The sequence below is a fragment of the Kribbella sp. NPDC058693 genome (genome assembly GCF_042715335.1).
GTDB lineage: Bacteria > Actinomycetota > Actinomycetes > Propionibacteriales > Kribbellaceae > Kribbella > Kribbella jiaozuonensis.
Genome location: NZ_JBHXSQ010000002.1, coordinates 1,410,095 through 1,434,448, shown reverse-complemented (window position 1 = coordinate 1,434,448; position 24,354 = coordinate 1,410,095). Strand labels below are relative to the sequence as shown.

The window sequence follows — 24,354 nt, the reverse complement described above, 5'->3', positions numbered from 1 at the left end:
TATAAACCCCATAGTGCCCCCAACCGGTGCCGAAGTATTCAACTGGATCGTTGCAGTTTTCTGCGTCCGTAGGTGCGCAGCGCGCGGAGCAGATCCACCTCGCGGAACGCGGGCCAGTACAGGTCGCAGAACTCGATCTCGGACCGAGTTGCCTGCCACAGCAGGAAGTCCGACATCCGCAACTCACCACTGGTCCGGATCACCAGGTCCGGGTCCGGCAGGCCGGGCACATAGAGATGCCGACTGATCTCGTCCTCGCTCAGCGCTTCCGCGACGTCGTCGAGCGATCGGCCGGCTGCCGCGGCTTCGTCGAGCATCGACCGGACGGCGTCCACCAGCTCGAGCCGGCCGCTGTAGCCGATCGCGATCGTCAGGTCTCCCGCCTCACGATCCCGGCTGAGCGTGACCGCTTCCTTCAGTGCGCGAGCCGTTGAATCGGGCAACAAATCCAGTTGGCCCGCGAGGTGCAGCCGCCAGCGGTGGTCGCGACGGACGTGATCTGCCAGAACGGTCTCGGTCAGCTCCATCAGGTAGTCGACCTCGCCCGACTCCCGCTTACGCAGGTTGTCGGCCGACGCGACCCAGGCGGTCACGCACCGGACCCCTGCGTCCGCACTCCACTGCAGGAACTGCTCGAGATGCTTGGCGCCGAAGCGGTGACCGATCCGCACGTCGTCGTACCCGGCGCCGCGAGCCCATCGGCGGTTGCCGTCCATGACGATCGCGACGTGCTGCGGCATCGGCAGGCCCTTGAGCTGGCGCCGGAGCAGGCTTGTGTAGAGGCGGTAGACGGGCTTCATCGTTGCGCGCTGGAGAGTACGTCGGCCAGGTCGAACTTGATCGGCTCCTCCAACTGCTCGTAGGTACAGGATTCCGGCGTACGGTCCGGGCGCCAGCGGACGAACTGGGCGGTGTGGCGGAAGCGGATGCCTTCCATGTGGTCGTACCGGACCTCGACGACGAGCTCGGGCCGCAGCGGGACGAAGGACAGGTCCTTGCCCGCCTGCCAGCGGCTGCCTTCGGCGTTGCGCGGCGTGCGGACGCCTTCCTCCTGCTTCGCCCACGCCCACGGGTGCTCGTCGAAGGTCGTGACGAGCGGCTGCATCTCCTGGAACAGCTCCTTGCGTCGCTCCAGCGGGAACGCGCCGATCACGCCGACGCTCGCCAGCGTGCCGTCCTCGTTGTACAGCCCGAGCAGCAGCGAGCCGATCCGGTCCTCGCCGCTCTTGTGGATGCGGTAGCCGGCGACGACGCAGTCCGCCGTACGCTCCGGCTTGATCTTGAACATCGTGCGCTTGTCCGGGACGTAGAGACCGTCCAGCGGCTTCGCGATCAGGCCGTCCAGGCCGGCGCCCTCGAACTGCTCGAACCACTGCGCGGCGGTGTCGTGGTCGGCGGTCGCTGGGGTGACATGGATCGGGGCCTTGACGTTCGCCAGGGCGTCGATTAGCGCCGTACGGCGTTCGCTGAACGGGCGCTCCGTGTAGTCGTCGTCACCGAGCGCGAGCAGGTCGAACGCGACGAAGCGGGCCGGGGTCTTCTCCGACAGCATGTTCACGCGGCTCGCGGCAGGGTGGATGCGCTGTTGCAGCACCTCGAAATCGAGCCGGTCGCCGGACTCGCCGATGACGATGATCTCGCCGTCGATCGCGCAACGCTCGGGGAGATTCGCCTTCACCGCCTCGACCAGCTCGGGGAAGTACCGCGTCATCGGCTTCTCGTTCCGGCTGCCGATCTCCACCTCGTCGCCGTCGCGGAAGATGATGGAGCGGAACCCGTCCCACTTGGGCTCGTAGCTCAACTCGCCGCGCGGGATCTCCTTCACCGGTTTGGCGAGCATCGGTTTCACCGGCGGCATGACAGGCAGTCGCATTCCTGCATTCTGTCCCACCGCACCGACACTCACCAGCAACGCCTGCGGTGGACAGTGAACCGGCGCGCCACGGACAATGCGTTTCATGACCTCGGTTCCGCTCGAGCAGAAGCGTCCGTCGGACGCCGAACGGGACCGCGCGCTCGCCGTACTGCGGGACGGCGCCGGCTCGGGCCGTCTGTCCCACGACACCTTCATCCGCCGGATGAACTTCGTCCTCCGCGCCCAGAGCCGCGCCGAACTGGCCGACGCCATCCGCGACCTCCCACCCACCGAACCCCGCTCCCGCACCTGGACCCGAGCCCTCCGCTCGCGACTGCCGCGGCTGAAGGTGGAGCGCCCGGCAACCCCGAACACACGAACGGCAGCACGCCCGCACGACCCGGCCGCCTACAATGACCCCGCCTCGGCTCACGGGCCGGCCGCCTACGACGCCTCCGGGCCGGCCGGGACTGCCTATCCCGAGCGGGTTGCGCCTCCCGCCTCGCCCCGTCGTTCGCGGTTCGATCCGGTTGGTGTGCTTGCCTCGTGGCTCGACGGGCTTCCGAGGTTGAGCCTGGTGCGGCCCGCGATCGCCGTACCGCTTCCTGGGCTGGCCCTCCCCGCTCCCGGCTCGCCGACCGTGCGGATCGGGCGTGGGCCGGGTGCGACGCTGCGGATGGCCGACGTCTCCGTCTCGCGGTACCACGCCGAGCTCCGGCACGTCGACGACGGCTGGATGCTCCGCGACCTCGGCTCGATGAACGGCACCACCGTCAACGACCTCCGCATCACCACCACCGTCCGCGTACGCCCGGGGGACCGGGTCAGCTTCGGCGCGGTCGCGTACGTCCTGACCTGGACCGACTGAGAACTTGCATCCGGTACTCCGGTACAGGTTTACCGTCGATCTCATGGAAGCCCCGGATGCCTGCACCTTGCCGACCGCGGAACGCCCGTTCCGCGTCGCCGAGTTCGACCAACTCTTTGCCGACCACCTCCGCGACTCGAACCGCGTCGACCCTCAAACCCTCGACCTCACCCTCGCCCCCGAGTCCCGCGCGACGGTCGAAGACCTCACGGCCCGCGAGCTCGAGTGCTGCTCGTTCTTCACCTTCACCCTGACCGCGAGCGCCGACCACCTACGGCTGCGGATCACAGTCCCACCAACGCAAACCGCCGTACTAGACGGACTCCAATGAGATCCAGCGAGCTAGCCGCCGCAGCCGGCGTCAACCCCCAAACCCTCCGGTACTACGAACGCCGCGGCCTCCTCGCCGAACCCGCGCGAAGCCTCGGCGGCCATCGCAGGTACCCAACGGAAGCCGTCACGACGCTGCGCGTGATCAAGGCGGCCCAGCGCCTCGGATTCACCCTCACCGAGGTCTCCGAGCTACTCGACACCGCCCGCCACCGACACGCCCGCGGCGACGGAGCCGGTCTCCAGACCCGCGCCCGCGAGAAACTCAACGATGTGGAAGCCAAGATCGCGGACCTGACGGTCATCGCCGAAACCCTCCACGCCGCCCTCACCGCCGGCTGCGACGACCTGGCAACCTGCGCCGGCAACCCAGCCTGCCCCCTCCCGTTCGCGGAGCTCGGCGACACCCGCGACACCAGGACCGACCTCGCGTGACGACCCTCAGGTCGGTCCTGCTGTTCCTCCTGGCCGCCGTGGCGGAGATCGGCGGCGCCTGGCTCATCTGGCAAGGCTGGCGCGAACACCGCGGCCTCCTCTGGATAGCCGGCGGAATAGTTGCCCTAGGCGCCTACGGCTTCGTAGCCACCTTCCAACCCGACCCCAACTTCGGCCGAATCCTCGCAGCCTACGGCGGCATCTTCGTAGCCGGCTCCCTAACCTGGGCCATCCTCCTCGACCACTTCAAACCCGACCGCTACGACCTCCTCGGCGCCACAATCTGCCTCCTAGGAGTCGCAGTAATCATGTACGCCCCTCGCAACTCCTGACCCAATCGTTCGAATCTTCTGGGGGTCATGTCATGCAGGTTCAAGCCAAGAACAGGCTTCTCATGTCCAGAAGACTTGGACGCGCCATGGAAATGCGACTTCCCGCTGTGAGTACCGAGGACCAGGAAGAGTTGCAACGGCAGGCTGGCAGCTCGGCGTGAGGAGTGCTTGGTGGGGGTTGATGTGGTGCTGAACGCGGTGAGTCAGCAGGGGACCAGTTCGAGGCGTCGTCGGTTGACTCAGATTGATGTCGTGCCTGATTCGGACGAGGTGTTCGTGCGGGTTTGTGCGCGGAGTTCGTTGCGCATGTTGGGACGGGTGGATCCGTACGGCGACCTGGTGCTGACTGCGGTCGAGATGCCACAGCTCGTCGCCGAGCTGGATCAGGAGCTCGCCGCCACGGTCACGACGGAGGAGCGCGAGGTGCTGTCCGCCGTACGACGCCTTGCCGAACGCTGCTCCATGGACCCATCCACCCAACTCCACCTCCAAGGTGACTGACCTCTACCCGTCGCCGCCGCACCTGACGATTGCGGTGTGGGCGGGTTCCGGCGACGAGCTGGCCTTCGGGCGGGCGTGTGATACCGCGGTCGAGTTCGGCTGTGCGCCGTCGGGTGCGGTCGAGGTCGGTCCGCGTGGCGAGCCGTTCGCGATGCTGCAGGATCTGGAAGACCGCTCAACTGAGCACCTCAACGGCGCGGACTTCGACTCGATGGTGCACGGCGGGCATCCGGTGTCGCGCCCGCTGAAGGCCGGGTTTCGTCGCAAAGGAACTGGCACGGTGATCGTCGAGCATCTGTTGGGCACGGCAACAGAACCGCATCCGGTAGCCATCTCGCTCTCCGCCGGCGCACTGGGCTGGCCCAAGGAGCTGTCGACCGCGAAGGACCGCAAGGCGGCGGACAGGCTGGCCGCCTGGGCAACCGACGTACTGCGTGACCTCACCGCCCGCACCGAGGCCCTCTACGGCTCCATCGCAGTGGAGGAAACCCTCCCAACCCCCACCGCCCTCCGCACAGGCACTCCGCTCAGCACCCAGCCCTTCCTCTCCACCAACCTCCCACCCGCCGTCCTCCGCGCCTTCCACACAGCCTTCCCCCAATCCCACCCAACCCCCTGGCCCCACGGCACCTTCTTCCCCACCTGGAAACCCTTCGCCAACCCCTCAACAGTCAACCGATCCGCCCTAACAACAGCCTCAACCACCCTCGGCCACGCACTCCAACGGAGAACCCATGAGCTCTGACTTCGCCTTCTGGAAGGCAATCCCGGGAGATCTCGAGCAGATCTACGACAAGGTCTGCGAAGGCATCACCGACGGCGGACTACCAGCTGGATCAGACTCCGGAAGACGCCGAGAAGTACGTCCGCGAGGCGATCTTCTTCGATGAGTGACATCGAGGAGTTGTGGACGCGGTTGGCGGCCGGTGGGGTTTCCGCGATGGTGAAGATCGATCACGAGCGGTTTGCGGAGGGTGGGCGGCCGTGGACCTTGCTGTTGTCGGGGCCTCCGCTTGGTGATGGGTTTGTTCGCGCGGAGGAGGCCTCGCTCAGGAGGTGCTTGGAGGTCGGCCTCACCCGACTGGCTGACAAGGCGGAGGGGGAGTGGGGGTGGGTCTCGGAGTACCTGGGGTGATCTCAGCGGTCGGCGATGTTTTGGCCTGCCTTGAGGAAGGGGTCGAAGGAGCCGTGGGTGGTGGTGCCGTCTTTGGAGGGGATTATTTCTTTGGAGTATTGGGCCAGGTAGACGCGGCGGTGTTTGTCGGTTTGGTTGGGGCCGCTGCGGTGGATGACGACGCTGGAGAAGACGACGACGGAGCCGGCGGCCGCGGTCATCGGGATGCCGGGGTCGGAGCCGAAGTAGCAGACCATGTCGTTGAGTTCGGGGTCTTGGATGTGCTTGATGTAGGACCTGATGCCGGACCGCGAGTAGGGGAGTAGGTAGACGGAGCCGTTCTCCTCGGTGACGTCGTCCAGTGGGATCCAGCAGGTGAGGTACGGCGCGTGGTCCTCGTGCACATAGCCGGAGTCCTGGTGCCACGCGAAGGCCGTGTTCGGGTCGCCGGCCTTGATCACGTACTGCTCCCAGAACAGCCACGCGTCGTCGCCCAGCGTCGCGCGGCAGATCTCCGCCATCGTGTCGCTGAACAGGAACTGCCGCAGCTCCGGCCGGTCCTGGTAGATCATGCTGCTGAAGTACCGCTTGCCCCGGTGGTTGATCCCGAGCGAGTCGGTGCCGGCCTCGTCCATCGCGGCGTCGAGTTTGTCGATCGAGTACTGCGCTCCGCCGCGCAGCAGCTCGAGCTGTTCGTCGGTGAGCACGCGGTCCAGCACGAAGTACCCCTCGTCGCGGAACTGCGCAAGATGGTCCGGGGTAACCAGGTCGTTCATGGAAGTCCTCTCGATCGGCTTACCAGAAACGCTAGGACGCCAACGAGGGTCAAAGAATGTCTCGCCGCGACCCGGACATGAACATTTTGGCGCGCTACCGTACCTGACATGACCGAGCGCACGATCGTCACGATCGCCGAAGGTCCGGTGACGAGACTCGGTCAGCTGGTGCTGGCCGGCGAGGTGGTCGACTCCGAACCGATCATGTCGGCCGAGCTCCGGGTGATGGACGGCTACGTGCTCTCGGTACTGATCGATGGCGAGGGCAACTATCGCGACGCCGACGGCCGCGCCGAACGGATCACCGGCGGCGCGCACACGCTGGTCCCACCAGGCTTCCCGCACACGTATCACACCGATCCGGGGGAGCGCTGGACCGAGCTGTTCGTCGTCTTCACCGGCCCGCTCTTCGACGCGCTCCCGCACCTGACCGGCGCCGGCCCGCGCTACCCGGTCCCGCAACCCCCGATCGAAGCGCTCCGCACCGTACTCCGGGCACGCCCCAAGTCCCGCCGCGCTGCCGAACACCAACTCATGGCCCTGGCCGACTGGCTCGTCGACGTCGAGGACACGCCTGAGGACGACGTGAGCATGGAGATCGTGGACGCGATGGGCCGCCTGGCCGACGACCTCACCGCGAGCACGGCCCTCACCACGATCGCGGCCGAGTCGGGCCTGAGCTACGACACCTTCCGCCGGAGATTCGCCAAGCAGGTCGGTCAGACGCCGGCCGCCTTCCGCAACGTACGCCGGTTGCAGGCGGCCGCCACGCTGCTACGTCTGACCGACCTCACCCACCGCGAGATCGCCCGTACCCTCGGATTCGCGGACGAGTTCCACCTGTCACGCCGATTCCGCTCGCATTTCGGTGTCGCCCCGCGCGACTACCGGCGTACCTGAGGCACCGGGACGCGGGATCGCCGCGAGTAGCTTGCGGGTGTACGGATCCTTGGCCTCACCAATGACCTGCAGCGTCGGACCGCGTTCCACCATCACGCCCTCGTTGAGCACCATCACCTCGTCGGCCAGCAACCGCGCGCTGAGCAGGTCGTGGGTGATGTACAACATGGCGATCCCGCGGTCGCGAACCAGCTGATCGAGCAACGCGATGATCTCCGCACGGATCGACACGTCCAGCATCGAGATCGGCTCGTCCGCGATCACCACCTCGGGCTCGGGAGCCAACGCCCGGGCGATCACCACCCGCTGACGCTGCCCACCGGACAGCTGATGCGGCAACTTGTCCAGGTACTGCGCTGCCGGCGACAGCCCGACCGTCTCCAGCAGCTCACCCGCCCGCGCCCGCGCCTCAGCCCCGCTCAACCCGAGGTGATTCCGCAACGGCCGGGACAGCGCGTACGCCACCGTCCGCGTCGGGTTGAGCGCCGAGAACGGATCCTGGAACACCAGCTGCACATGCCGCCGGTACCTCCGTAGCGCCCGCCGTCGCAACCGATCCACCGGCGTATCCCCGAACCAGATCGAGCCGGCGGTAGGACGCTCCACCCCGGTCAGCATCCGCGCGATCGTCGTCTTACCCGAACCACTCTGCCCGACCAGCGCCGTCACCTGTCCCGGCCGCAGCCCGAACGACACATCATCGACAGCCGTCGTCACAGTCGTGTTCAGCCCCCGCCTGGTCCGATAGACCTTGCTCACGCCGTCCACGACGAGCACCGGCTCGACATCGGCCAGCTCGGACGGGCCGGCCGCGAACACCTGGTCCCGTAGCGCGGCCAGGTTGTCGAGCGCTGCCCGGCCGCCTGAGGACTCCTCGACGAGGATGCACCGGACCTGACCACGCCCCGCGGGCAGCAGATCGGGATGCACGGTCCGGCACTTGTCCACGGCGACCGGGCAACGCGGCTGGAAGAGGCAGCCGGCGTGCGACTGCGACAGGTCCGGCGGCCGGCCCGGGATGAACTCGACCTCGACGATCTCGTCGCGCGGATCGGCGTACGAGCCGAGCAGGCCGGCGCTGTACGGATGCAGGTGCCGCGACACCATTTCCGCGGCCGGCTGGTCTTCGACGATCTCGCCGGCGTACATCACCATCACCCGGTCGGCCAGCTCCATCACCGTGCCGAGGTCGTGGCTGATGAACAGTACGGCGAACCCGAGCCGCGCCTGCAGCACCCGCAACCGGTCCAGGATGTCCCGCTGTACGACGACATCCAGCCCCGTCGTCGGCTCGTCGAGCAGCACGAACCGCGGCTCGAGCGCCAATGCCAACGCGAGCGCGACCCGCTGCTTCATCCCGCCCGACAGCTCGTGCGGGAATCGCCCCAGCACCGACCGGTCGAGTGACACCATCTCGAGCAGCTCGCCCGCGCGCGCATCCACGTCCACCTCGTTGCCATGGGCGTCGAACGTGTCGGCGAACTGCCGCCGGATGGTGATCACCGGGTTCAGCGAGTTCATGCTCGACTGGAACACCGTGGACAGATCGACCCAGCGCATCGACCGGAGATCGTCCTCGCTCGTCGCCGTGATGTCCCGCCCGTCGAACGTGATCGTCCCGCCGGTGATCGCGGCCGGCTTGTCCAGCAACCGCAGTACGGCGTTGCCGAGCGTCGACTTGCCGCACCCGGACTCGCCGAGCAGCCCGACGAACTCGCCGTCGTGCACCTCGAAGCTGACCCCGTCGACGGCCCGTACGGCGGCCGAGTCGCGCGGGCTGTAGGTGACGCTCAGGTCCCGAACCTCGAGCAACGCCATGTCAGTCCTCCCTCAGATGTGGGTTGCTCAAGGCATCGATCCCGAAGTTCATCAACGTGAACGACGTGATCAGCAGCGCCAGTACCAGGCCGGGCGCGACCAGCCAGGCCCACTGCCCGGTGGTCAACGCGCCGCCGAGGCTGGCCTGGTTGAGCATCGTTCCCCAGCTGACCGTCTGCGGATCGCCGAGCCCGAGGAACGCCAGCCCGGCCTCCGCGCCGATCGCGCCGAGCGCCGCGCCCATGAAGCCGACCACGATCAGCGAGATCATGTTCGGCACGATCTCGAACGCGATGATGCGCGCCGTACTGTCGCCGGCGAACTTGGCCGCCGTGATGTAGTCCCGCGTTCGCAGCGTGATGATCTGCGCGCGCTTGATCCGGGCGCCGTACGCCCAGCCGGTCACGGTGATGACGACGATGATCAGGCCGAGGCCCTTCACCGGCGCGTACCCGGCCAGCACCACCATCAACGGCAGCACCGGCACCACGAGTCCGAGGTTGATGAAGAACGACAGCACCTCGTCCACCACACCCCGCAGGTACCCGGCGGTGAGTCCGACGGCCATCGCGATCAACGTGCTCAGTACGCCGGCCACCAGCCCGACGATGAGCGACGTACGAGCGCCGTACACGAGCTGCGAGAACACGTCCTCGCCGCGCGCAGTCGTACCCAACCAGTGCGCGCCGGACGGACCTGCCGATGCCGCGAAGTCCGACACCCGCGGGCCGTACGGCGCGATCACCGGAGCGAACACCGCGATCAGGATGAACGCGGCCAGCATGATCATGCCCGCGCGACACTTGCTGTTCCGCCACAGGATCGTCATGGCGCCTCCGCCCGCCGGACCCGCGGATCGAGGAACCCGTACGTCACGTCGGCGAGGAAATTCGCGATCAGTACGCCGATCGTAGTGAACAGGAACAGCGCCTGCATCAGCGGATAGTCCTTGTTCGACACGGCTTCCAGCAGCAAGCGGCCGAGCCCGGGATAGTTGAAGATCGTCTCGACCAGCACGGTCCCGCCCAGCAGCCCGCCGAGCGCGATCGCGAACCCGGTGACATTGGGCAGGATCGCGATCCGCGCGCCGTACGTCAGCGCGATCCGCCGCCGCGGCAGACCCTTCGCCCGGGCCAGCCGGGCGTAGTCCTCGCCCAGCGTCTGCACCATGTTGTTGCGCATGCCGATGATCCAGCCGACCGGCCCGGTGATCAGCAACGCCAACGCCGGCAGCACGCTGTGCTGGAATGCGTCCGAGAAGAACAACCAGGTCCAGCTCGGGCTGCTGCCCCCGCCGTACCCGCCGCCGTCCGGGAACCAGTTCAGCGTGATCGCGAAGACGAAGATCAGCACCAGCGCGATCCAGAAGAACGGCAGCGTGCCGACGAACGTCGAGCCGAGCGTGATCACCGAGTCGACCCGCGAATTACGCCGGTACGCCGCCCACGCACCGAGCAGCGTGCCGATCGCGAACGACGCGATCTGGGTGACGCCGACCAGGATCAACGTCCACGGCAACGCGGTCGCGATCATCGCGGTCACGGAGTACGGGTAGTACGAGTACGAGACGCCGAACTGCCCGTGAACCACGGCACCGAGATAGTCCCAGTACTGCGACAGCAGGTTCCCGTCCTGGGTGCCGAGCATCTTGCGGATCGCGGCAAGCTGCACCGGGTTGTCCGCCTGGGTGTTGCCCTGGAGGCGCGACAGCAGCGCCTGGGCGGGATCCCCCGGCTGCAGCCGGGGGATCAGGAAGTTCAGCGTCACCGCGGCCCACAACGTGGCCACGAAGAAGCCGGTCCGCCGGAGGAAGTACAGCATCTGTCAGCTCCCGGCCGGGACCAGGTGGGTCAGCACGACCTGTCCGTTACCGCCGTCGGCGTACGGGTCGTCCGCGTTCGGCCAGCCCTCCGCCTTGGTCGTGTCGTACTGGAACCACTTCGCGCCGTACCAGATCGGGATCGTCGGCACCTGGTTCATCATGATGTCGACGAGTCCGGCGACGGCCTCCTTCTGCGCCTTCTCGTCCGGCGAGACCTGCAGCGTGTGCAGCAGCTCGTCGGTCTTCGGGTCCTGCCAGCGGATCTCGTTGCTGGCCGCCTTCTTGCCGATCGGTGCGGTCCGCGCGCTGTTGAGCGGATCGGCGAAGTTCGCGTACATGTTGCACCCGCCACCGAAGACGCCGAACGTCATGTCGTAGTTGCCGGTCGCCCGGTCCTGGTTGTTCGCGTCCGGCGTCGGCGTGTCCTTCCGTACGTCGATGCCGAGCGCCTCGAGGTTCTTGATCAGGATGTCCGCGGCGGCGACCCAGTCGACGTACGAGCCGGGCACCTTGAAGCTGAACGCGATCGGCTTGCCGTCCTTGCCGAGCCGGCGGCCCTTGCTGTCCTTGGTGTAGCCGGCCTCGGTCAGCGCCTTGTCGGCCGCGGCGGCGTCGTACCCGATCCGGCCGTCGTCCGCGAGACCTTGCGGCAGCCAGTCCTTCTGACCCGGTACGACGAGGCCGCTCTGGCTGGCCTGTGTCACGTACCCGAGCTGTGCCTTATCGATGACCTGCTTGTCGTCGAACGCCGTCGTCAGCGCCTTGCGGAACGCGACGTCGTTGAACGGGGCCTTGGTCAGGTTCATGTACACACTGATGACGCCACCAGGCGCGTACCAGTAGTGGTGGTGCTTCGGGTCGCGGTCGACGTACGCCTTCTTGATGTCCTGCACGAACATCGCGTTGGTGTCGTACTCGCCGCGGCTCAGCTTCAGCTGCTCGACCTGCCCGCCGGCGTCGGCCTTGTTGAACCGGAGCTCGTTGACCTTGATCTTGTCGGCCTGCCAGTAGTCCGGGTTGCGCTCGACCACGAGCTGGCGCGGGTTGAACGACTTCAACTTCATCGGCCCTGTGCCTACCGGGGCGGTCGCGTTCACGAACGTGGTCGGATCGGCGACCTTCGACCAGACGTGCTCCGGCACGATCTTCACGCCGCTCACCTGCGTGAACGCCGACGCGCCGGGCTGCTTGAAGGTGAACGTCACCTTGTCGTCCCCGGTCGCCTTGACCGACGAGAGGAACGTCCACACACCCTGCGTGTCGAGTACGTCGAACTTCTTCAGCATGTTGAACGTGAACTCGACGTCCTTCGCCGTGAAGGGCTGCCCGTCGTTCCACTTCACCCCGCTGCGGATCGTGTAGACCAGCGTCTTCGGATCGGACCACTGGTACGACGTCGCGAGCCAGGGGATCGCCTTGCAGCTATAGGTTTCGACGTACATCAGGCTCTCGTAGATGTAGTCGGCCGCGCTGAGCTTGGTGGCGTCGAGGTAGGGGTTGTAGTTGGCCTTCGGTGTGGTGCCGCCGCCGAAGTCGCCGTAGTTCAGGAAGTCGATCATGCCGGTGTCGGTGGATGACTTCTGCTGTCCTTCGGTGCCGGTACATCCGGTCAGCAGTAGTGCGGTGCTGGCTGCCAATGCGACGAGTGTCTTGCCCCATGGTCGTACGGTCATCCGGGATCCTCCATAAAGGGTGTGTGGCGGTCCCCCCTTTCGATCCCCGTACCCCCTCGGTGCGGCAGGGTCAGCGTTCACCCCCGCAGCCGCACGACGCGCGCAGTACCAGTTCGGTCGGCAGGATGATGTCGCCGGCCGGCTGGTCGAGTGGATCGGCCAGCAACCGGGCGGTGGTCGCGGCCAGTTCGCGGATCGGCTGCCGGACCGTTGTCAGCGCGGGCCTGGCGAGGGCAGCCATCGGCATGTCGTCGAAGCCGGTGATCGCGATGTCCTGCGGGACCCGCAGCCCGCGGCCGAGGGCGCTCAGCAGCAGGCCGAGCGCGGTCTCGTCGTTCGCGCAGACCACGGCGTCCGGCCGGTCTGTTGCATCAAGCAACTGTTCCGCGGCGATCGCGCCGTCGGACTGCTGCAGGCCGACGCGGATCGGCTCGGACGGCGGTTTGCGGCGCGCGGACTTGTGTGCCGCGAGGAACGCCTGCCAGCGTGCTGTGACGTCGGGCGAGCCGTCCGGCGTACCGACGAAGGCGAGGCGGCGGTAGCCGTGGTCGATCAGGAGGTGCCGGGTCAGCGCCTTCATGTTGTCGTTGGCAACACTGACCGATGCTTGCGCCGGCCCGGCCTCGCTGGCCATCACCACCACCGGGATCTGGGCTGCGACCTTGGCGATCGTCTCGGCCGAGACGGTTCCGCCGTGGATGGCCATACCGTCGACGCGGTCGGCGAGGTCGAGCACTGTCGCGTCGGTGTCGGCGCGTGAGTGCGACGCGAGCACCAGCACGCTATCGCCCGTCTCGAGTGCTTCGGCTTCGAAACCCTGGATCAGCTCGGAGAAGTACGGACCGGAGAGTCCTGGAAACACCAAGCCCAGCGCGCCGTGGCGACGCTCGGCGAGGGCGCGGCCGAAGTGGCTGGGCTTGTAGCCGTGCTCCTCGATCACCCGCAGCACGCGGTCGCGGAGCTCGGGGGAGACCGGCACCGTGCCCCGCGACACCCGCGACACGGTCGCGGGTGAGACGCCGGCCATCTCGGCGACCCGGCGGAGGGTGACACGGCTGTTGCCCATCGGCTGAACTCCCGTTACGGTTGAAACCGGTTTCATGAGACCGGTTTCACGACCATAACCACGACCGTGCCGCAGAGGCAACAGCTCGCGGCGCGGCGACCGACCCCCTGGTGAGGACGTGCCTGTGAGGAAGCCCAGATCAATACGGCTGCAACGACGCCGGCTCCTGGTGGACGGCGTACCGAGGATCCTGATGGCCGGCGAAGTGCACTACTTCCGCCTGCATCGCGAGGACTGGGCCGACCGGCTGGACAAGCTCGTCGCCGCTGGGTGTGACGCGGTGGCGAGCTACATGCCGTGGCTCGTGCACGAGACGGCCGACGGCTTCGATCTGACTGGCGAGTCGAGTGAGTATCGCGATTTGGTCGGCTTTCTGGAGCTCGCCGCGGAGCGGGATCTGCTGGTGATCGCGCGGCCTGGTCCGTTCGTGATGGCCGAGTTGAAGAACGAGGGGCTGCCGTTCCGGATCTATCGAGAGCATCCGGACGCGGTGCCGCTGGGGTGGGACGGGAAGCCGGCCCCGTCGGCGACCCTGGACTACTTGTCGCCCGGATATCTGGGTGAGGCTGAGCGTTGGTACGGCGCGATCATGCCGGTGCTGGCGGAACGCCTTGTTTCCAAGCGCGGACCGGTGGCCGCGGTGCAGCTGGACAACGAGGTCGGGATGCTCTCGTGGGTCACGAACACGCCGGAGCTGACCGATCGTACGCTGGCCGATCTGGCTGTGTGGGCGTTCCAGACCTGGGGCCGTGAGGGCAGCATTTCGCGGTACGGCGCCGACCCGGACGATCCAGCCGGCTGGGCGTCGCAATGGCGCGCTGGCGGGACCCTCGACGGGACTGCGGCGCAGCAGCTTGCGTTGCATCATGATCTCGGGGCGCATCACCGTGACCGGTATGCGCGGTATCTGCTGCGGTTGCGGGACGTCGCGATCGCGCACGGGGTTGACGACGTACCGTTCCTGGTCAACCTGCATGGGACGTATGCCGGGCGCGGGCGGCATTTCCCGATCGGGATCAGTCAGTTGTCGAAGTCGTATGCCGGGGTGCCGCAGATGACCTCGGGCTCCGATCACTACATCGGCGAGCTCACGGTCGAGAAGGTGCCGGATCTGTATGTGATGAACGCGTTCATGGCAGCTGTCCACGATGCCGACCAGCCGCTCACGTCGCTGGAGTTCGAGGCGGGGACGGGGGACTACGGCGAGGATCTGAGCTCGCTGACTTCGCCGGAGACGGCCGAGTTGAAGACTCGGTTGTGCGTTGCTCAGGGCAATCGGTTGGTCAACTATTACTTGTTTGCCGGCGGCCACAATCCGCCGTTGGATGCGGCTGTTGGTGATGGCAACGATCGGATTGCGTTCACCGGTGAGCGGCACGGGTTCGCGGCGCCGGTGGATCCGGAGGGGCGGCTGAGTACGACGTACGCCGGGACGGCCTCGGCGGTGCGTGCCGTGCGGGGCGCGGAGCATTTGCTGGCGGGGATGGACGAGGAGTACGACGACGTCGTTCTCGGCTACGTGCCGGATCATTACCTGACGGAGTACTGCCATCCGGCGGCGTCGGTACGCCGGGATCAGGTCGGCGAGCTGGAGCGGTACCGGGGGATGGGGCCGCGGGACATCCTCGCTCGTGCCCTGCTGCTGGGCGGGTATTCCTTCCGGGCGGTCGATCTGTCCGGTGCGCCGACCTCGGCCGGTGCTGAGTTGGATCCGGCTGGTCCGGTGGTCGCGCTGGCGACGCCGCCAGTGCTTGGCCGGGCGATCCAGGAGCGGTTGGCCGCCTTTGTCCGGGCCGGTGGTCGGCTGCTGTTGCACGGTCGGGTGCCGGTTGCAGACGACGACGGTACGCCGTGCACGGTGCTCGCCGACGAACTCGGCGTGAAGGTCGACGACACGGTGCAGGGAACGCCGCACTACTTCCCGTCGGTACGAGCCACCGCCTGGGCGGGGCCTCAGCCCGAGGTGCGGGTGGGGATGCTGGAACACCTGATCGCCCCAGACGCGGAAGTCCTGGCGGTCGATGTCGCCACCGGTGCCCCGGTCGCTGTCGCGACCGGCGCCGCGGACGCTGCCGCAGCCGCCGCGCCGGAGGCGGTCGACGGCGGTGCGTCGGAGCGCAGCGCGGGTGGGCGGGTAGTTGTGATGGCGTGCGACTATCCGTGTCATCTCGGCTTCTGGCGGCAGGTGTTCGAGCGGGTCGGCGTGCGGCGGCAGATTGTTGCTGAGGGCAACACGCCTGGGTTGGTCGTCACCAGCACAGCTGATGCGGACGGGCAGCGGTTGGTCCACCTGATCAACGTCGCACCTGTCGCGCAGCAGTTCACCTTGACGGTGGGCGGGGTGGTGCTGGAGCTCGGCCTCGGTGCCCGCGAGGGACGGATGCTGCCGTTCGACGTACGCCTCGATGACGCCATCCTGTGCTGGTCGACCGCCGAACTGGACGGCGCGGGCGACGGCTCGACCGTGCTATTCCGGCGCTCTTCGGCAGCGGGCAGCGCGCGGATCGAAACCACCCGGGAAGTTGCCGTGGATGGCGTCGCGACCGCCGCTCGCGACGAGCAGGGCTGGCTCATCAGCTGGCCCGCCGGCGCGACCACCGACCGTCTGACTGTGAGGCTCTCATGACTCTGAACATCGGCGTACTCGGACTCGGCAGCGTCTTCTCCGGTCCGTACGCGAGCCTGATCACCAAACTCGAGCAAGAAGGTCGCGTCCGCCTCACCGCCGGCTACGACCCCGATCCCGCGAAACGATCGACTGCCGCAGAACGCTTCGGCATCAACACGTCGTACGGCGCCCCCGAGGAACTGCTCGCTGTCGACGACCTCGACATCGTGCTGGTCCTGACGAGCATGAACCAGCACGGCTCGCTCGCCCGGGTGGCTCTCGAAGCCGGCAAGCACGTACTCGTCGAGAAGCCGATGGCGACCTCGTTGGAGGAAGCTCGTGCGCTGCTCGACGCGGCCGCGGAGGCGCCGGGGCTGCTGGTGTGTGCGCCGCACATCGTCCTGTCCCCGACGTACCAGGAGATGCACCGGCGGGTCCGTGCCGGCGAGATCGGCGACCTCCACCTGGCCCGCGCCCGCTACGGATGGTCCGGCCCGTGGTGGGGCCGCTGGTTCTACGAGTCCGGGGGAGGGGCGCTGTTCGACCTCGGCGTCTACAACCTGACGAGCTTGTGCGGGTTCTTCGGCCCGGTACGACGCGTCACCGCGATGGTCGGCACCGCCGTACCCAAGCGCGAGGTCAACGGCGAACTCGTCCCCGCCCGCGCCGACGACAACGCCCACATCGTCCTCGACTTCGGCCAGGCGAGGTTCGCCTCGATCGCCACCGGTTTCACCATGCAGCAGTACCGCTCACCCGCGATCGAGCTGTACGGCGCGACCGGCGTACTCCAACTCCTGGGCGACGACTGGGCCCCCGACGGCTTCGAACAATGGTCCAACGCCCGTGGCTCCTGGGAGCTCGTCGGCGAGCGAGCCCCCCACTGGCCCTGGACCGACGGCCTCCGCCACCTCGTCGACTCCATCGAGTCCGGCACCCCAACCATCACCCGCCCGGAGCACGCCTACCACGCCCTGGAGGTAATGCTCGCCGCCAAACAATCCTCCACCGAAGGCCGAGTAGTAGACATCACCAGCCCCTTCCCCGACCTCACCTACAACACCCCCACCCCCACCGAAGCCCCCCACCCCACCCACGACCCCCGCACCTCATAACCGGCTTCAGGGGATGAGGACGACCTTCCCGGTGGTTGCGCGTTCTTCCAGGGCCTGGTGGGCGGTTGCGGCGTCGGACAACGGGAAGGACGTGGTGAGTGCCTTCCAGCGGCCGGAGATCGTCTCCTGGAGGGCTGTGGACTCCAGTTCGCGGAGGCGGGTGGCTAGTTTGGCGCCGATGGCCCAGCCGGCGGTTAGGCCGCGGGACATGAGGTCGGTGTGGGTGAACTCGATCGGGCCGCCGCCCGACCAGCCGAACATGAAGAGCCGGCCGCCGACACCGAGCAACTCGAATGCCTGCTGCCCGTTCGCCCCGCCAACCCCGTCGAGCAGGACGCTGACCTCGCGATCGCCCAGCTCGGCCTTCAAGCCGGCGAGCCAGTCCGGATCGGTGTAGTCGACCGCGTACTGCGCACCCAGTGACCGCACCAGCTCCACCTTCGCCGGTCCACCTGCCAGCCCGACAACGGTCGCCCCGACGTTCCGCCCGGCCTGGACCAGATAGCTGCCGATCCCACCCGCAGCAGCAGTCACCAGTACGACGTCGTCGGCGGTCAGCCGTGCCTGCGACAGGATCCCGGCCGTCGTCCGTCCCGTACCGATCGCCGCTACGGCCTGCGCAGCGTCGACATGCGCGGGAAGTTCGTACAGCGACTCGACCTTCGCCACCGCTCGTTCGGCGTACCCGCCTGGCACCATGCCCAGATGGACCACGACGCGCTTACCGACCCAGGAAGCGTCCACGTCCGGCCCGACCGCACTCACCCGGCCCGCGACCTCCCGCCCAGGGATCGTCGGCAGCTCCGGAACCGGGATCGGACTCCCGCCGGTCGACCCCGCCCGGATCATCGTGTCGACGAGATGGACCCCGGCGGCCTCCACCTCGACCAGCACCATCCCCGCCGACAGCACCGGATCCGGCACGTCTTCGTACACCAGGTTCTCCGCCGGACCGAACGCATGCAATCTGATCGCCTTCATGCCCAGCAACGCTAGAACCTCAACAATGATTGAGGTCAACCTCTGCCACTTCCTTACGTTGTGTACTAAAGTGCGATCCGAGGGAGGGTGACGTGGCGAAGATTCTGAGAGGTGCGACCGCGCAGGAGACCCACAGCGCGATCCTGGACCTGATCCGCTCCAGCGGTACGGTCACCCGCGTCGACCTCGCCGACCGGTCCGGGCTGACCGGTGCGTCGATCTCGCGCGTGGTCAAGCGACTGCTCGCCGACGGCCTGATCATCGAGACCGGGTACGGCGACCCCACCGGCGGCAAACGCGCCACGCTCCTGCAGTTCAACCCCCGCGCCCGGCACGCGATCGGGATCGCGGTCGACACCCCGAGCACGACGTACGTCGTCACCGACATGAGCGGCCGGGTCATCGAGCAGGTGTCGTCGCGCGGGATCGGCAAGGATGCTCCGGCGACCGCGGTACGACGGATCACGGCCGAGCTCGAGGACCTGATCGTGAAGGCCGAGATCGAGCCGTCGACGCTGGTCGGCGTCGGCGTCGCACTGGCCGGACGGCAGGGCCGGGGCGGGACGCGGCTGCTGCGGACGGACTCGGAGAAGTACGCCTGGGAGCCGTTCGCCGTACGGGACACCCTCAAGGACGCGATCGACCACCCGATCGTGGTGGAGAACGACTCGACCTGCGCGGCGATCGGCGAGTTCTGGGCGGGCAAGATCCCGTCGGTGAACGACTTCGCCACCGTCTACATGGCGGCCGGGTTCGGCCTCGGCCTCGTGACCAACGGCGATGTGTACCGCGGCTCGTCGTCGAACGTCGGCGAGATCGGCCACATGGTGCTCGACGTCAACGGTCCGCTGTGCTGGTGCGGCGGTCAGGGCTGCCTGGAGAGCCTCGCCGCACCGGCGGCAGTCGTCGCACGTGCCGGTGAAGATGAGCAGCTGGCGGACAAGCTCGGCCTCCGCGGCCGTCGGCTGTCCACCCGGTCCGACTTCGCCAAGATCGCCCGCCTGGCGGCCGCCGGAGACCCGCGCTGTGTCGAGCTGATCGAGGAGTCCGCGACCTACCTGGCCAAGGCCTTGCTCTCGATCACCAACCTGCTCGACCTCAACCAGATCATCCTGGCCGGCCCCGGATTCAGCGAGGCCGGCGACATCTACGTCCGCATCGCGGCCCAGGAACTCAACCGTCTGTCCTTCGTCCGCGCCATGCATCCGACCCGCGTCGAGCTCTCCAAGCTGGGCCCGAGCGCGGCGGCCCTGGGAGCCGCCTCACTCGTTCTCCACACCCAACTAACGCCGCACCAGAACACCCGCTCCTAAGCGGTCAAGTGGTCCTTAAGCCAGCGCCCGCTCTTCTTCACGGTGCGGGCCTGGGTCGCGTAGTCGACGTACACGATGCCGAAGCGGCGGCTGTAGCCCCAGGCCCATTCGTAGTTGTCCATCAGCGACCAGACGAAGTACCCCTTGAGCGGGAAGCCCTCGGCGACCAGGTCCTCGCAGACGGCGATGTGCTGCTTGATGTAGTCGAGCCGTTCGTCGTCCTCGATCGCGCCATCGGCGGTGACCGAGTCCGGGTACGCCGCGCCGTTCTCCGTCACGTACAACGGCAGCTCGGGCGCGAGCTTGTTGATCGTGACCAGGATGTCGCGCAGCCCGGTGGCCTGGATCGGCCAGCCCATCTGCGTCCGGGGCAGACCGGTGTCGACGGCAACGACGTTCTCGCTCCCCGGCTGCGTCGAGGCGACCGGCGACGAGATCGGTCCGTCCGGCGCGGCGACCGTGGTCGGGCAGTAGTAGTTGACACCGATGAAGTCGAGCGGCGCCGCGATCACCGGAAGATCCGCCTCCTGCTCAGCGAACCACCCAGTCATCCCGGTGTCTTCCAGCACCTCCGAGGGATAGCGCCCCGACAGCAGCGGCTCGAGGAACATGCGGTTCCGCAGCCCGTCGACCCGGCGCGCGGCGTCGCGGTCGGCGGGGGAGTCACTCGCGGCGTGGATCGGCGCCGGGTTCAGCGCGATCCCGTACGACGAACCCTCCGACCGAATCGCGTCGAGCGTCAGACCGTGCCCGAGCAGCAGGTGGTGCACGGCCTTCAGCGCGTCAGCGCCCTCCGTCCGACCCGGCGCGTGCTCACCGTTCCCGTACCCCAGGAACGCCGAGCACCACGGCTCGTTCAGCGTCATCCAGTTCTTGATGACATCGGACAGCCCGTCGTGCGCCAGCACCGCATAGTCACGGAAGCGTTCGGCCGTGTCGCGGTTCAGCCAGCCGCCGGCGTCCTCCAGCGGCTGCGGCAGATCCCAGTGATAGAGCGTCGCGTACGGCGTGACGCCGTTCTCCAGACACGCCTCGGCCAGTCGCCGGTAGAAGTCCAGCCCGGCCGCGTTGGCAGCACCCGAACCGCCCGGCACGATCCGCGGCCACGCGATCGAGAACCGGTACGCGTTCAGCCCGAGGTCCGCCAACATCCGGATGTCCTCGCTGAACCGGTGGTAATGGTCGTCGGCCACGTCACCGTTGGTGCCGTCCGCGATCTTGCCCGGGGTGTGCGCGAACGTGTCCCAGATACTCGGGCCGCGCCCGTCGGTGGAGACCGCGCCCTCGACCTGGTACGACGCGGTCGCCGCGCCCCACGTGAATCCGCTCGTCACGTCGTCTCCTTCTCAACCCAGTACTGCCTGTCCGGAAGTAGGCTACCTAACCGGTTAAGTAGCTCGCCGGGCAGGTCCGCCGCCAGCGCTTCCTGCAAGGCGTCGACCCGGGCCGGCTTGGTGATGCCGACGACCGTGCCCGCGATCCCCGGCTCGTCCACCGAGTGCCGCACGGCCGCGGTCGCGAGATCGAGGCCGTACTCCTGGCAGGCCTTCTCCATCTCGGCCACCGCGTCCAGGACGGCCGCAGGCGCCTCCCGGTACCCGTACTTCGTCGTGGCCGCGGGATTGGCGAGGATCCCGCCGCCGTAGATCGCCGCGTTCACCACCGCGATGTCTTCGGAACGAGCCCGCTCGAAGATGCCGAGCGCCGAGTGGTCCACGAGGCTCCACCGGTTGTGCACGAGGAGCACCTCGAACCCACCGAGATCCAGATAGCGAGAGAGCTCACGAGTGTTCCCGCCCGCCAGCCCGACGTGCCCGATCTCCCCGTCCGCGCGCAGCTGCATCAAGGTGTCGACCGCGTCCCGCATCGAGTCGAAGTCGTGGAACTCCGGATCGTGCAGGTAGACCAGCGGCAGCTCGTCCAGCCCGAGCCGTTCCTTGCTCTCAGCCACGCTGGCCCGGACCCGCGCACCCGAGTAGTCGCCGTCGCGGGCGTCGACCTTGGTCGCGACCAGGAACCCGTCCGGCAGGCCGCCGTGCTCCCTGATGGCCAGACCGATGCGCAGTTCGCTCTCGCCGTCGCTGTACCCGTTCGAGGTGTCGATCCAGGTCAGCGGGCTGTCGAACACGCGCAGCACCAGGTCGATCGCTTCTTGTCGGGTCACGTCGTACCCGAACACCGCGGGCATGCCTCCGAGGCCACTGCCGCCGGCGCAGACGGCGGACACGGTCAGACCGGTGGAACCCAGGGGCCGCAGCCAGTTCTCTGTCATGCCTCGGAGCCTACGGCGAACGCGAACCCGTCGCTGTCGACGTAGACCTTGGTGCCGTCCGGCGCGGTCTCGGCGGGTAGATCCGCTGGGTCGCCGGCGAGTTCGGCGTACGCGAAACCGGCGACGTCGAGCTGCGGGGCGCGGGAGCTCTTCTCGACCTCGTACGTGAACACCTCGAGGACGGTGTCGCCGCCCTTCAGGTAGCCGATGTGGAACCCGCGCTTGTCGTGCGGCTGCTCGATCGTGCCGATGAACGAGAAGCCGTAGTTCCGGTCGTAGTACGCGCTGGTGGCGTCCCGGTCCTCGATCGTCACCGCGACATGGTCGAACCGCGGCCGCGCCGGTACGCCGAGTGCCCGCTCGCGCGCGACCCCGTCCGCGTCGAGGATCTCGGCGTACTGCAGGTCGCCCTGGATCATCTCCAGCAGCGTGCCGTCCGGGTCGTAGAAGAAGCAGATCCGGACGTTGCCCTCGGCATCGAGCGGGTCGAGCTTGAACTCGACCCCGGCGTCCTTGAGTACGCCGGCCCGCTCGTCGATCCGGTCGACCTTGAACCCGATGTGCCGGAACCCCTTCTGCAGGTCGTCCGGCGACCACGTGCTCTGCTCCCGGCCGTTGCCCACGGCCCGTAACTCGATCGTCGCGGTGACGGCGTCCAGCACGGCGCGCTGTGCGGTCGGCTCGCCGACCACCTCCAGCTCGAGGAACCTGGTGTAGAACTCGACCGAGCGGGCGACATCGGTGCAGTTGACCACGACGTTCTTGATCGGCATACGACCTCTTTCGAAGGAGTCAGTTCTTGACCGCGCCGAGCATCATCCCGGCGACGAACTGCCGCTGCATCCGGACGTAGACGATCACGACCGGTACGACGGACAGCGTGAGGCCGGCGGTGAGGGCCGGCCAGTTCGTGGAGTACTGGCCCATCAGCGTGAACAGCACCGGCTGCAGCGGGAGTGCGTCGGTGTTGCGCAGAACCGTGTTGGCGATCAGGAACTCGTTCCAGGTGGAGAGGAACTGGAAGATCACCACGGTCGCGATCCCGGGCCGGGTCAGCGGCAGGATCACCCGCCGGAAGATCGTCAGCTCGCTGCCGCCGTCCACCCGGGCCGCCTCGATCAGCTCGTCGGGCAGGGTCTGGAAGAACGCCCGCATCAGGAACATCGCGAACGGCGCCGACCCGGAGATGTACAGCACAAGCAGCCCGGCCTGACTGTCGAGCAGCCCGAGCGACTTGAGCTCCAGATACAGCGGGATGATCAACGCCGTCGACGGCATCATCAGCGTGGTCAGCAGCAGGACGAACAACGTGTTCCGGAACGGGAAGTCCAGCTTCGCGAAGGCGTAACCGCTCAGCGTCGCGAAGATCAGCACCCCGATCACGGTGACCGAAGTGATCCAGACGCTGTTCCAGAAATGCAACGGGAAATCGATCGACGTCCACGCGTCCTTGTAGGCGACGCCGGTGAACTTCCGCGGGATGATCGGCCCGTTGAAGATCGTGTTCTGCTCCCGCAGTGACGTCAGCAGCATCCACACGAACGGGAACGCCATCAGCAGGCAGAACGGCAGGAGCACGAAGGTCGCGAAGGACTTTCCGAGCCAGCGATTCATCGGTCCGCCCTCCGCGTCAGCCAGAGTTGTGCGATGACCGCGAGCGTGCAGAGCACCATCGTCACCACGCTGAACGCACTCGCGTAGCCGAGCTGCGGGATCGAGCCGGACGTCGAACCGAACGCCAGCGAGTACAAGTACGTGCCGAGTACTTCGCTGGCGTGGTTCGGCCCGCCGCCCGTCATCACGAAGATGATGTCGAACGCCTTGAACCCGTTCAGCAGGCCGAGGCTGACGATCAGCCCGGTGACGATCCGCAGACTCGGCACGGTGATGTGACGGAACTGCTGGACCGTGTTGGCGCCGTCCATCGCGGCGGCCTCGTACAGGTTCGGGTCGATGCTCTGCAGGCCCGCGAAGTAGATCAGCATGTTGAACCCGAGCCCGCCCCAGACCGTCACCACCACGATGGCCGGCAGCACGGTCTTGTGGTCGGCCAGCCACGGATGCTGCAGGCTGTCCAGACCGATTGCCCCGAGCAACCGGTTCAGCGTACCGATGTTCGGGTCGTAGATCAGCTTCCAGAGCACCGCCGACACGACGAACGACACGATGCCCGGGATGAACAGGATGGTCCGGACGACAACGCCGACCTTTGACCAGATCACGTTCACCAGCACGGCGGTGACCATTCCGAGGAACGTCAGGATCGCGGTCGTCACGCCGGTCAGCACCAGCGTGACGATCAGCGCCCGGCGCGCCACCGGGTCGTGCAGCATTCGGCTGTAGTTGTCGAAGTGCACGAACCGCGGCGACCCGAACCCGCCCCACGAGGTCAGGCTCAGGTACGCCGTGTAGAGGATCGGCCAGAGCACGAACGCCAGGAACAAGGCGAACGTCGGCAGCACGAACAGGTAGCCCGCAAGCCGTTGCGACTTCCGCAGCGGCGACCCGAACCGGTACGACGTTCGCCCGGCTGATCGTCGTACGACGTCTTGCCGGGAGAGCGTTGTCGCCATCC

General features: G+C 67.4%; 25 protein-coding genes. 11 read left to right on the top strand and 14 right to left on the bottom strand.

From position 1 onward, the window contains the following. Window positions 1-38 precede the first annotated feature (38 nt). The gene (gene uppS / locus ACFWUU_RS16455) at window positions 39-800 is read right to left on the bottom strand and encodes a polyprenyl diphosphate synthase (RefSeq protein WP_380176456.1); all 762 of its coding nucleotides are present in this window, start codon (window positions 798-800) and stop codon (window positions 39-41) included. Beyond that, on the bottom strand, window positions 797-1,873 hold the full coding sequence (locus tag ACFWUU_RS16450; RefSeq protein WP_380176454.1) for an ATP-dependent DNA ligase: 1,077 nt from the start codon (window positions 1,871-1,873) through the stop codon (window positions 797-799). Before ACFWUU_RS16450 ends, uppS begins: the two co-directional genes overlap by 4 nt. A gap of 85 nt (window positions 1,874-1,958) precedes the next feature. Between ACFWUU_RS16450 and ACFWUU_RS16445 the strand changes: the two genes are divergently transcribed. From ACFWUU_RS16445 to ACFWUU_RS16415, 7 genes are all read left to right on the top strand, one after another. After that, window positions 1,959-2,723, top strand: a complete 765-nt coding sequence (locus tag ACFWUU_RS16445; RefSeq protein ID WP_380176452.1) for an FHA domain-containing protein — start codon at window positions 1,959-1,961, stop codon at window positions 2,721-2,723. Window positions 2,724-2,766: 43 nt separating this feature from the next. Beyond that, window positions 2,767-3,054 (top strand): hypothetical protein, encoded by a 288-nt coding sequence (locus ACFWUU_RS16440; protein WP_380176450.1) that lies wholly within the window; start codon window positions 2,767-2,769, stop codon window positions 3,052-3,054. Next, the gene (locus ACFWUU_RS16435) at window positions 3,051-3,488 is read left to right on the top strand and encodes a MerR family transcriptional regulator (RefSeq protein ID WP_380176448.1); all 438 of its coding nucleotides are present in this window, start codon (window positions 3,051-3,053) and stop codon (window positions 3,486-3,488) included. Before ACFWUU_RS16440 ends, ACFWUU_RS16435 begins: the two co-directional genes overlap by 4 nt. Continuing rightward, on the top strand, window positions 3,485-3,820 hold the full coding sequence (locus ACFWUU_RS16430) for a YnfA family protein (protein WP_380176446.1): 336 nt from the start codon (window positions 3,485-3,487) through the stop codon (window positions 3,818-3,820). The genes ACFWUU_RS16435 and ACFWUU_RS16430 overlap by 4 nt, the downstream gene beginning before the upstream one ends. 252 nt (window positions 3,821-4,072) lie before the next feature. Then, window positions 4,073-4,321: a hypothetical protein gene (locus ACFWUU_RS16425; RefSeq protein WP_380176444.1), complete on the top strand. Its 249-nt coding sequence runs from the start codon at window positions 4,073-4,075 to the stop codon at window positions 4,319-4,321. Next, complete coding sequence (locus tag ACFWUU_RS16420; protein ID WP_380176442.1) at window positions 4,314-5,066, top strand: hypothetical protein; 753 nt, start codon at window positions 4,314-4,316, stop codon at window positions 5,064-5,066. The genes ACFWUU_RS16425 and ACFWUU_RS16420 overlap by 8 nt, the downstream gene beginning before the upstream one ends. Before the next feature lie 141 nt (window positions 5,067-5,207). Next, the gene (locus tag ACFWUU_RS16415) at window positions 5,208-5,456 is read left to right on the top strand and encodes a hypothetical protein (protein ID WP_137254967.1); all 249 of its coding nucleotides are present in this window, start codon (window positions 5,208-5,210) and stop codon (window positions 5,454-5,456) included. Window positions 5,457-5,458: 2 nt separating this feature from the next. Here the strand turns inward: ACFWUU_RS16415 and ACFWUU_RS16410 are convergent, their stop codons facing one another. After that, entirely contained in the window at window positions 5,459-6,211 is a 753-nt protein-coding gene (locus ACFWUU_RS16410) for a phytanoyl-CoA dioxygenase family protein (RefSeq protein WP_380176440.1), read from the bottom strand. Window positions 6,212-6,319: 108 nt separating this feature from the next. On the opposite strand from ACFWUU_RS16410, the gene ACFWUU_RS16405 reads away from it, so the two are divergent. Continuing rightward, window positions 6,320-7,111 carry an AraC family transcriptional regulator gene (locus tag ACFWUU_RS16405; protein ID WP_380176438.1) on the top strand — a complete coding sequence of 264 codons (792 nt, stop codon included), beginning with the start codon at window positions 6,320-6,322 and terminating at the stop codon, window positions 7,109-7,111. Here ACFWUU_RS16405 and ACFWUU_RS16400 read toward each other — a convergent pair. The 5 genes from ACFWUU_RS16400 to ACFWUU_RS16380 form a co-directional block, all read right to left on the bottom strand. Then, window positions 7,055-8,929 carry an ABC transporter ATP-binding protein gene (locus ACFWUU_RS16400; protein ID WP_380176436.1) on the bottom strand — a complete coding sequence of 625 codons (1,875 nt, stop codon included), beginning with the start codon at window positions 8,927-8,929 and terminating at the stop codon, window positions 7,055-7,057. The two genes, ACFWUU_RS16405 and ACFWUU_RS16400, sit on opposite strands and share 57 nt — an antisense overlap. 1 nt (window position 8,930) lies before the next feature. Beyond that, entirely contained in the window at window positions 8,931-9,758 is an 828-nt protein-coding gene (locus ACFWUU_RS16395; protein WP_137254971.1) for an ABC transporter permease, read from the bottom strand. Further along, window positions 9,755-10,750, bottom strand: a complete 996-nt coding sequence (locus tag ACFWUU_RS16390) for an ABC transporter permease (protein ID WP_380176434.1) — start codon at window positions 10,748-10,750, stop codon at window positions 9,755-9,757. Before ACFWUU_RS16390 ends, ACFWUU_RS16395 begins: the two co-directional genes overlap by 4 nt. 3 nt (window positions 10,751-10,753) lie before the next feature. Then, on the bottom strand, window positions 10,754-12,424 hold the full coding sequence (locus ACFWUU_RS16385) for an ABC transporter substrate-binding protein (protein ID WP_380176432.1): 1,671 nt from the start codon (window positions 12,422-12,424) through the stop codon (window positions 10,754-10,756). Window positions 12,425-12,494: 70 nt separating this feature from the next. Beyond that, window positions 12,495-13,490, bottom strand: coding sequence for a LacI family DNA-binding transcriptional regulator (locus ACFWUU_RS16380; RefSeq protein WP_380176430.1), 996 nt, complete (start codon window positions 13,488-13,490; stop codon window positions 12,495-12,497). A gap of 124 nt (window positions 13,491-13,614) precedes the next feature. On the opposite strand from ACFWUU_RS16380, the gene ACFWUU_RS16375 reads away from it, so the two are divergent. Both ACFWUU_RS16375 and ACFWUU_RS16370 read left to right on the top strand, forming a co-directional pair. Beyond that, on the top strand, window positions 13,615-16,116 hold the full coding sequence (locus ACFWUU_RS16375) for a beta-galactosidase (protein ID WP_380176428.1): 2,502 nt from the start codon (window positions 13,615-13,617) through the stop codon (window positions 16,114-16,116). After that, a complete protein-coding gene (locus tag ACFWUU_RS16370) occupies window positions 16,113-17,213 on the top strand; it encodes a Gfo/Idh/MocA family protein (protein ID WP_380176426.1) in 1,101 nt (366 codons plus the stop codon). Before ACFWUU_RS16375 ends, ACFWUU_RS16370 begins: the two co-directional genes overlap by 4 nt. Before the next feature lie 6 nt (window positions 17,214-17,219). Here ACFWUU_RS16370 and ACFWUU_RS16365 read toward each other — a convergent pair whose 3' ends face one another. Continuing rightward, on the bottom strand, window positions 17,220-18,194 hold the full coding sequence (locus ACFWUU_RS16365) for a zinc-binding dehydrogenase (protein ID WP_380176424.1): 975 nt from the start codon (window positions 18,192-18,194) through the stop codon (window positions 17,220-17,222). 92 nt (window positions 18,195-18,286) lie between these two features. Here ACFWUU_RS16365 and ACFWUU_RS16360 point away from each other — a divergent pair, with 92 nt between their 5' ends. Further along, window positions 18,287-19,507: an ROK family protein gene (locus tag ACFWUU_RS16360; protein WP_380176423.1), complete on the top strand. Its 1,221-nt coding sequence runs from the start codon at window positions 18,287-18,289 to the stop codon at window positions 19,505-19,507. Here the strand turns inward: ACFWUU_RS16360 and ACFWUU_RS16355 are convergent. The 5 genes from ACFWUU_RS16355 to ACFWUU_RS16335 are packed head-to-tail and all read right to left on the bottom strand — an operon-like array spanning window position 19,504 to window position 24,352. Then, window positions 19,504-20,841: a GH1 family beta-glucosidase gene (locus ACFWUU_RS16355; RefSeq protein ID WP_380176420.1), complete on the bottom strand. Its 1,338-nt coding sequence runs from the start codon at window positions 20,839-20,841 to the stop codon at window positions 19,504-19,506. The genes ACFWUU_RS16360 and ACFWUU_RS16355 overlap by 4 nt on opposite strands. After that, on the bottom strand, window positions 20,838-21,779 hold the full coding sequence (locus tag ACFWUU_RS16350; RefSeq protein WP_380176417.1) for an aldo/keto reductase: 942 nt from the start codon (window positions 21,777-21,779) through the stop codon (window positions 20,838-20,840). Before ACFWUU_RS16350 ends, ACFWUU_RS16355 begins: the two co-directional genes overlap by 4 nt. Further along, complete coding sequence (locus ACFWUU_RS16345; RefSeq protein ID WP_380176415.1) at window positions 21,776-22,552, bottom strand: VOC family protein; 777 nt, start codon at window positions 22,550-22,552, stop codon at window positions 21,776-21,778. The genes ACFWUU_RS16350 and ACFWUU_RS16345 overlap by 4 nt, the downstream gene beginning before the upstream one ends. 19 nt (window positions 22,553-22,571) lie before the next feature. Then, a complete protein-coding gene (locus ACFWUU_RS16340; RefSeq protein ID WP_137254982.1) occupies window positions 22,572-23,393 on the bottom strand; it encodes a carbohydrate ABC transporter permease in 822 nt (273 codons plus the stop codon). Next, window positions 23,390-24,352, bottom strand: a complete 963-nt coding sequence (locus ACFWUU_RS16335; RefSeq protein WP_137254983.1) for a carbohydrate ABC transporter permease — start codon at window positions 24,350-24,352, stop codon at window positions 23,390-23,392. Before ACFWUU_RS16335 ends, ACFWUU_RS16340 begins: the two co-directional genes overlap by 4 nt. Window positions 24,353-24,354 lie beyond the last annotated feature (2 nt).

Excerpts from the sequence above, each read along its gene's own strand:
- uppS (WP_380176456.1), bottom strand. The coding sequence starts at position 800 with ATGAAGCCCGTCTACCGCCTCTACACAAGCCTGCTCCGGCGCCAGCTC.
- ACFWUU_RS16450 (WP_380176454.1), bottom strand. The coding sequence starts at position 1,873 with ATGCGACTGCCTGTCATGCCGCCGGTGAAACCGATGCTCGCCAAACCG.
- ACFWUU_RS16445 (WP_380176452.1), top strand. The coding sequence starts at position 1,959 with ATGACCTCGGTTCCGCTCGAGCAGAAGCGTCCGTCGGACGCCGAACGG.
- ACFWUU_RS16440 (WP_380176450.1), top strand. The coding sequence starts at position 2,767 with ATGGAAGCCCCGGATGCCTGCACCTTGCCGACCGCGGAACGCCCGTTC.
- ACFWUU_RS16435 (WP_380176448.1), top strand. The coding sequence starts at position 3,051 with ATGAGATCCAGCGAGCTAGCCGCCGCAGCCGGCGTCAACCCCCAAACC.
- ACFWUU_RS16415 (WP_137254967.1), top strand. The coding sequence starts at position 5,208 with ATGAGTGACATCGAGGAGTTGTGGACGCGGTTGGCGGCCGGTGGGGTT.
- ACFWUU_RS16410 (WP_380176440.1), bottom strand. The coding sequence starts at position 6,211 with ATGAACGACCTGGTTACCCCGGACCATCTTGCGCAGTTCCGCGACGAG.
- ACFWUU_RS16405 (WP_380176438.1), top strand. The coding sequence starts at position 6,320 with ATGACCGAGCGCACGATCGTCACGATCGCCGAAGGTCCGGTGACGAGA.
- ACFWUU_RS16400 (WP_380176436.1), bottom strand. The coding sequence starts at position 8,929 with ATGGCGTTGCTCGAGGTTCGGGACCTGAGCGTCACCTACAGCCCGCGC.
- ACFWUU_RS16395 (WP_137254971.1), bottom strand. The coding sequence starts at position 9,758 with ATGACGATCCTGTGGCGGAACAGCAAGTGTCGCGCGGGCATGATCATG.
- ACFWUU_RS16390 (WP_380176434.1), bottom strand. The coding sequence starts at position 10,750 with ATGCTGTACTTCCTCCGGCGGACCGGCTTCTTCGTGGCCACGTTGTGG.
- ACFWUU_RS16385 (WP_380176432.1), bottom strand. The coding sequence starts at position 12,424 with ATGACCGTACGACCATGGGGCAAGACACTCGTCGCATTGGCAGCCAGC.
- ACFWUU_RS16380 (WP_380176430.1), bottom strand. The coding sequence starts at position 13,490 with ATGGGCAACAGCCGTGTCACCCTCCGCCGGGTCGCCGAGATGGCCGGC.
- ACFWUU_RS16370 (WP_380176426.1), top strand. The coding sequence starts at position 16,113 with ATGACTCTGAACATCGGCGTACTCGGACTCGGCAGCGTCTTCTCCGGT.
- ACFWUU_RS16365 (WP_380176424.1), bottom strand. The coding sequence starts at position 18,194 with ATGAAGGCGATCAGATTGCATGCGTTCGGTCCGGCGGAGAACCTGGTG.
- ACFWUU_RS16350 (WP_380176417.1), bottom strand. The coding sequence starts at position 21,779 with ATGACAGAGAACTGGCTGCGGCCCCTGGGTTCCACCGGTCTGACCGTG.
- ACFWUU_RS16345 (WP_380176415.1), bottom strand. The coding sequence starts at position 22,552 with ATGCCGATCAAGAACGTCGTGGTCAACTGCACCGATGTCGCCCGCTCG.
- ACFWUU_RS16340 (WP_137254982.1), bottom strand. The coding sequence starts at position 23,393 with ATGAATCGCTGGCTCGGAAAGTCCTTCGCGACCTTCGTGCTCCTGCCG.
- ACFWUU_RS16335 (WP_137254983.1), bottom strand. The coding sequence starts at position 24,352 with ATGGCGACAACGCTCTCCCGGCAAGACGTCGTACGACGATCAGCCGGG.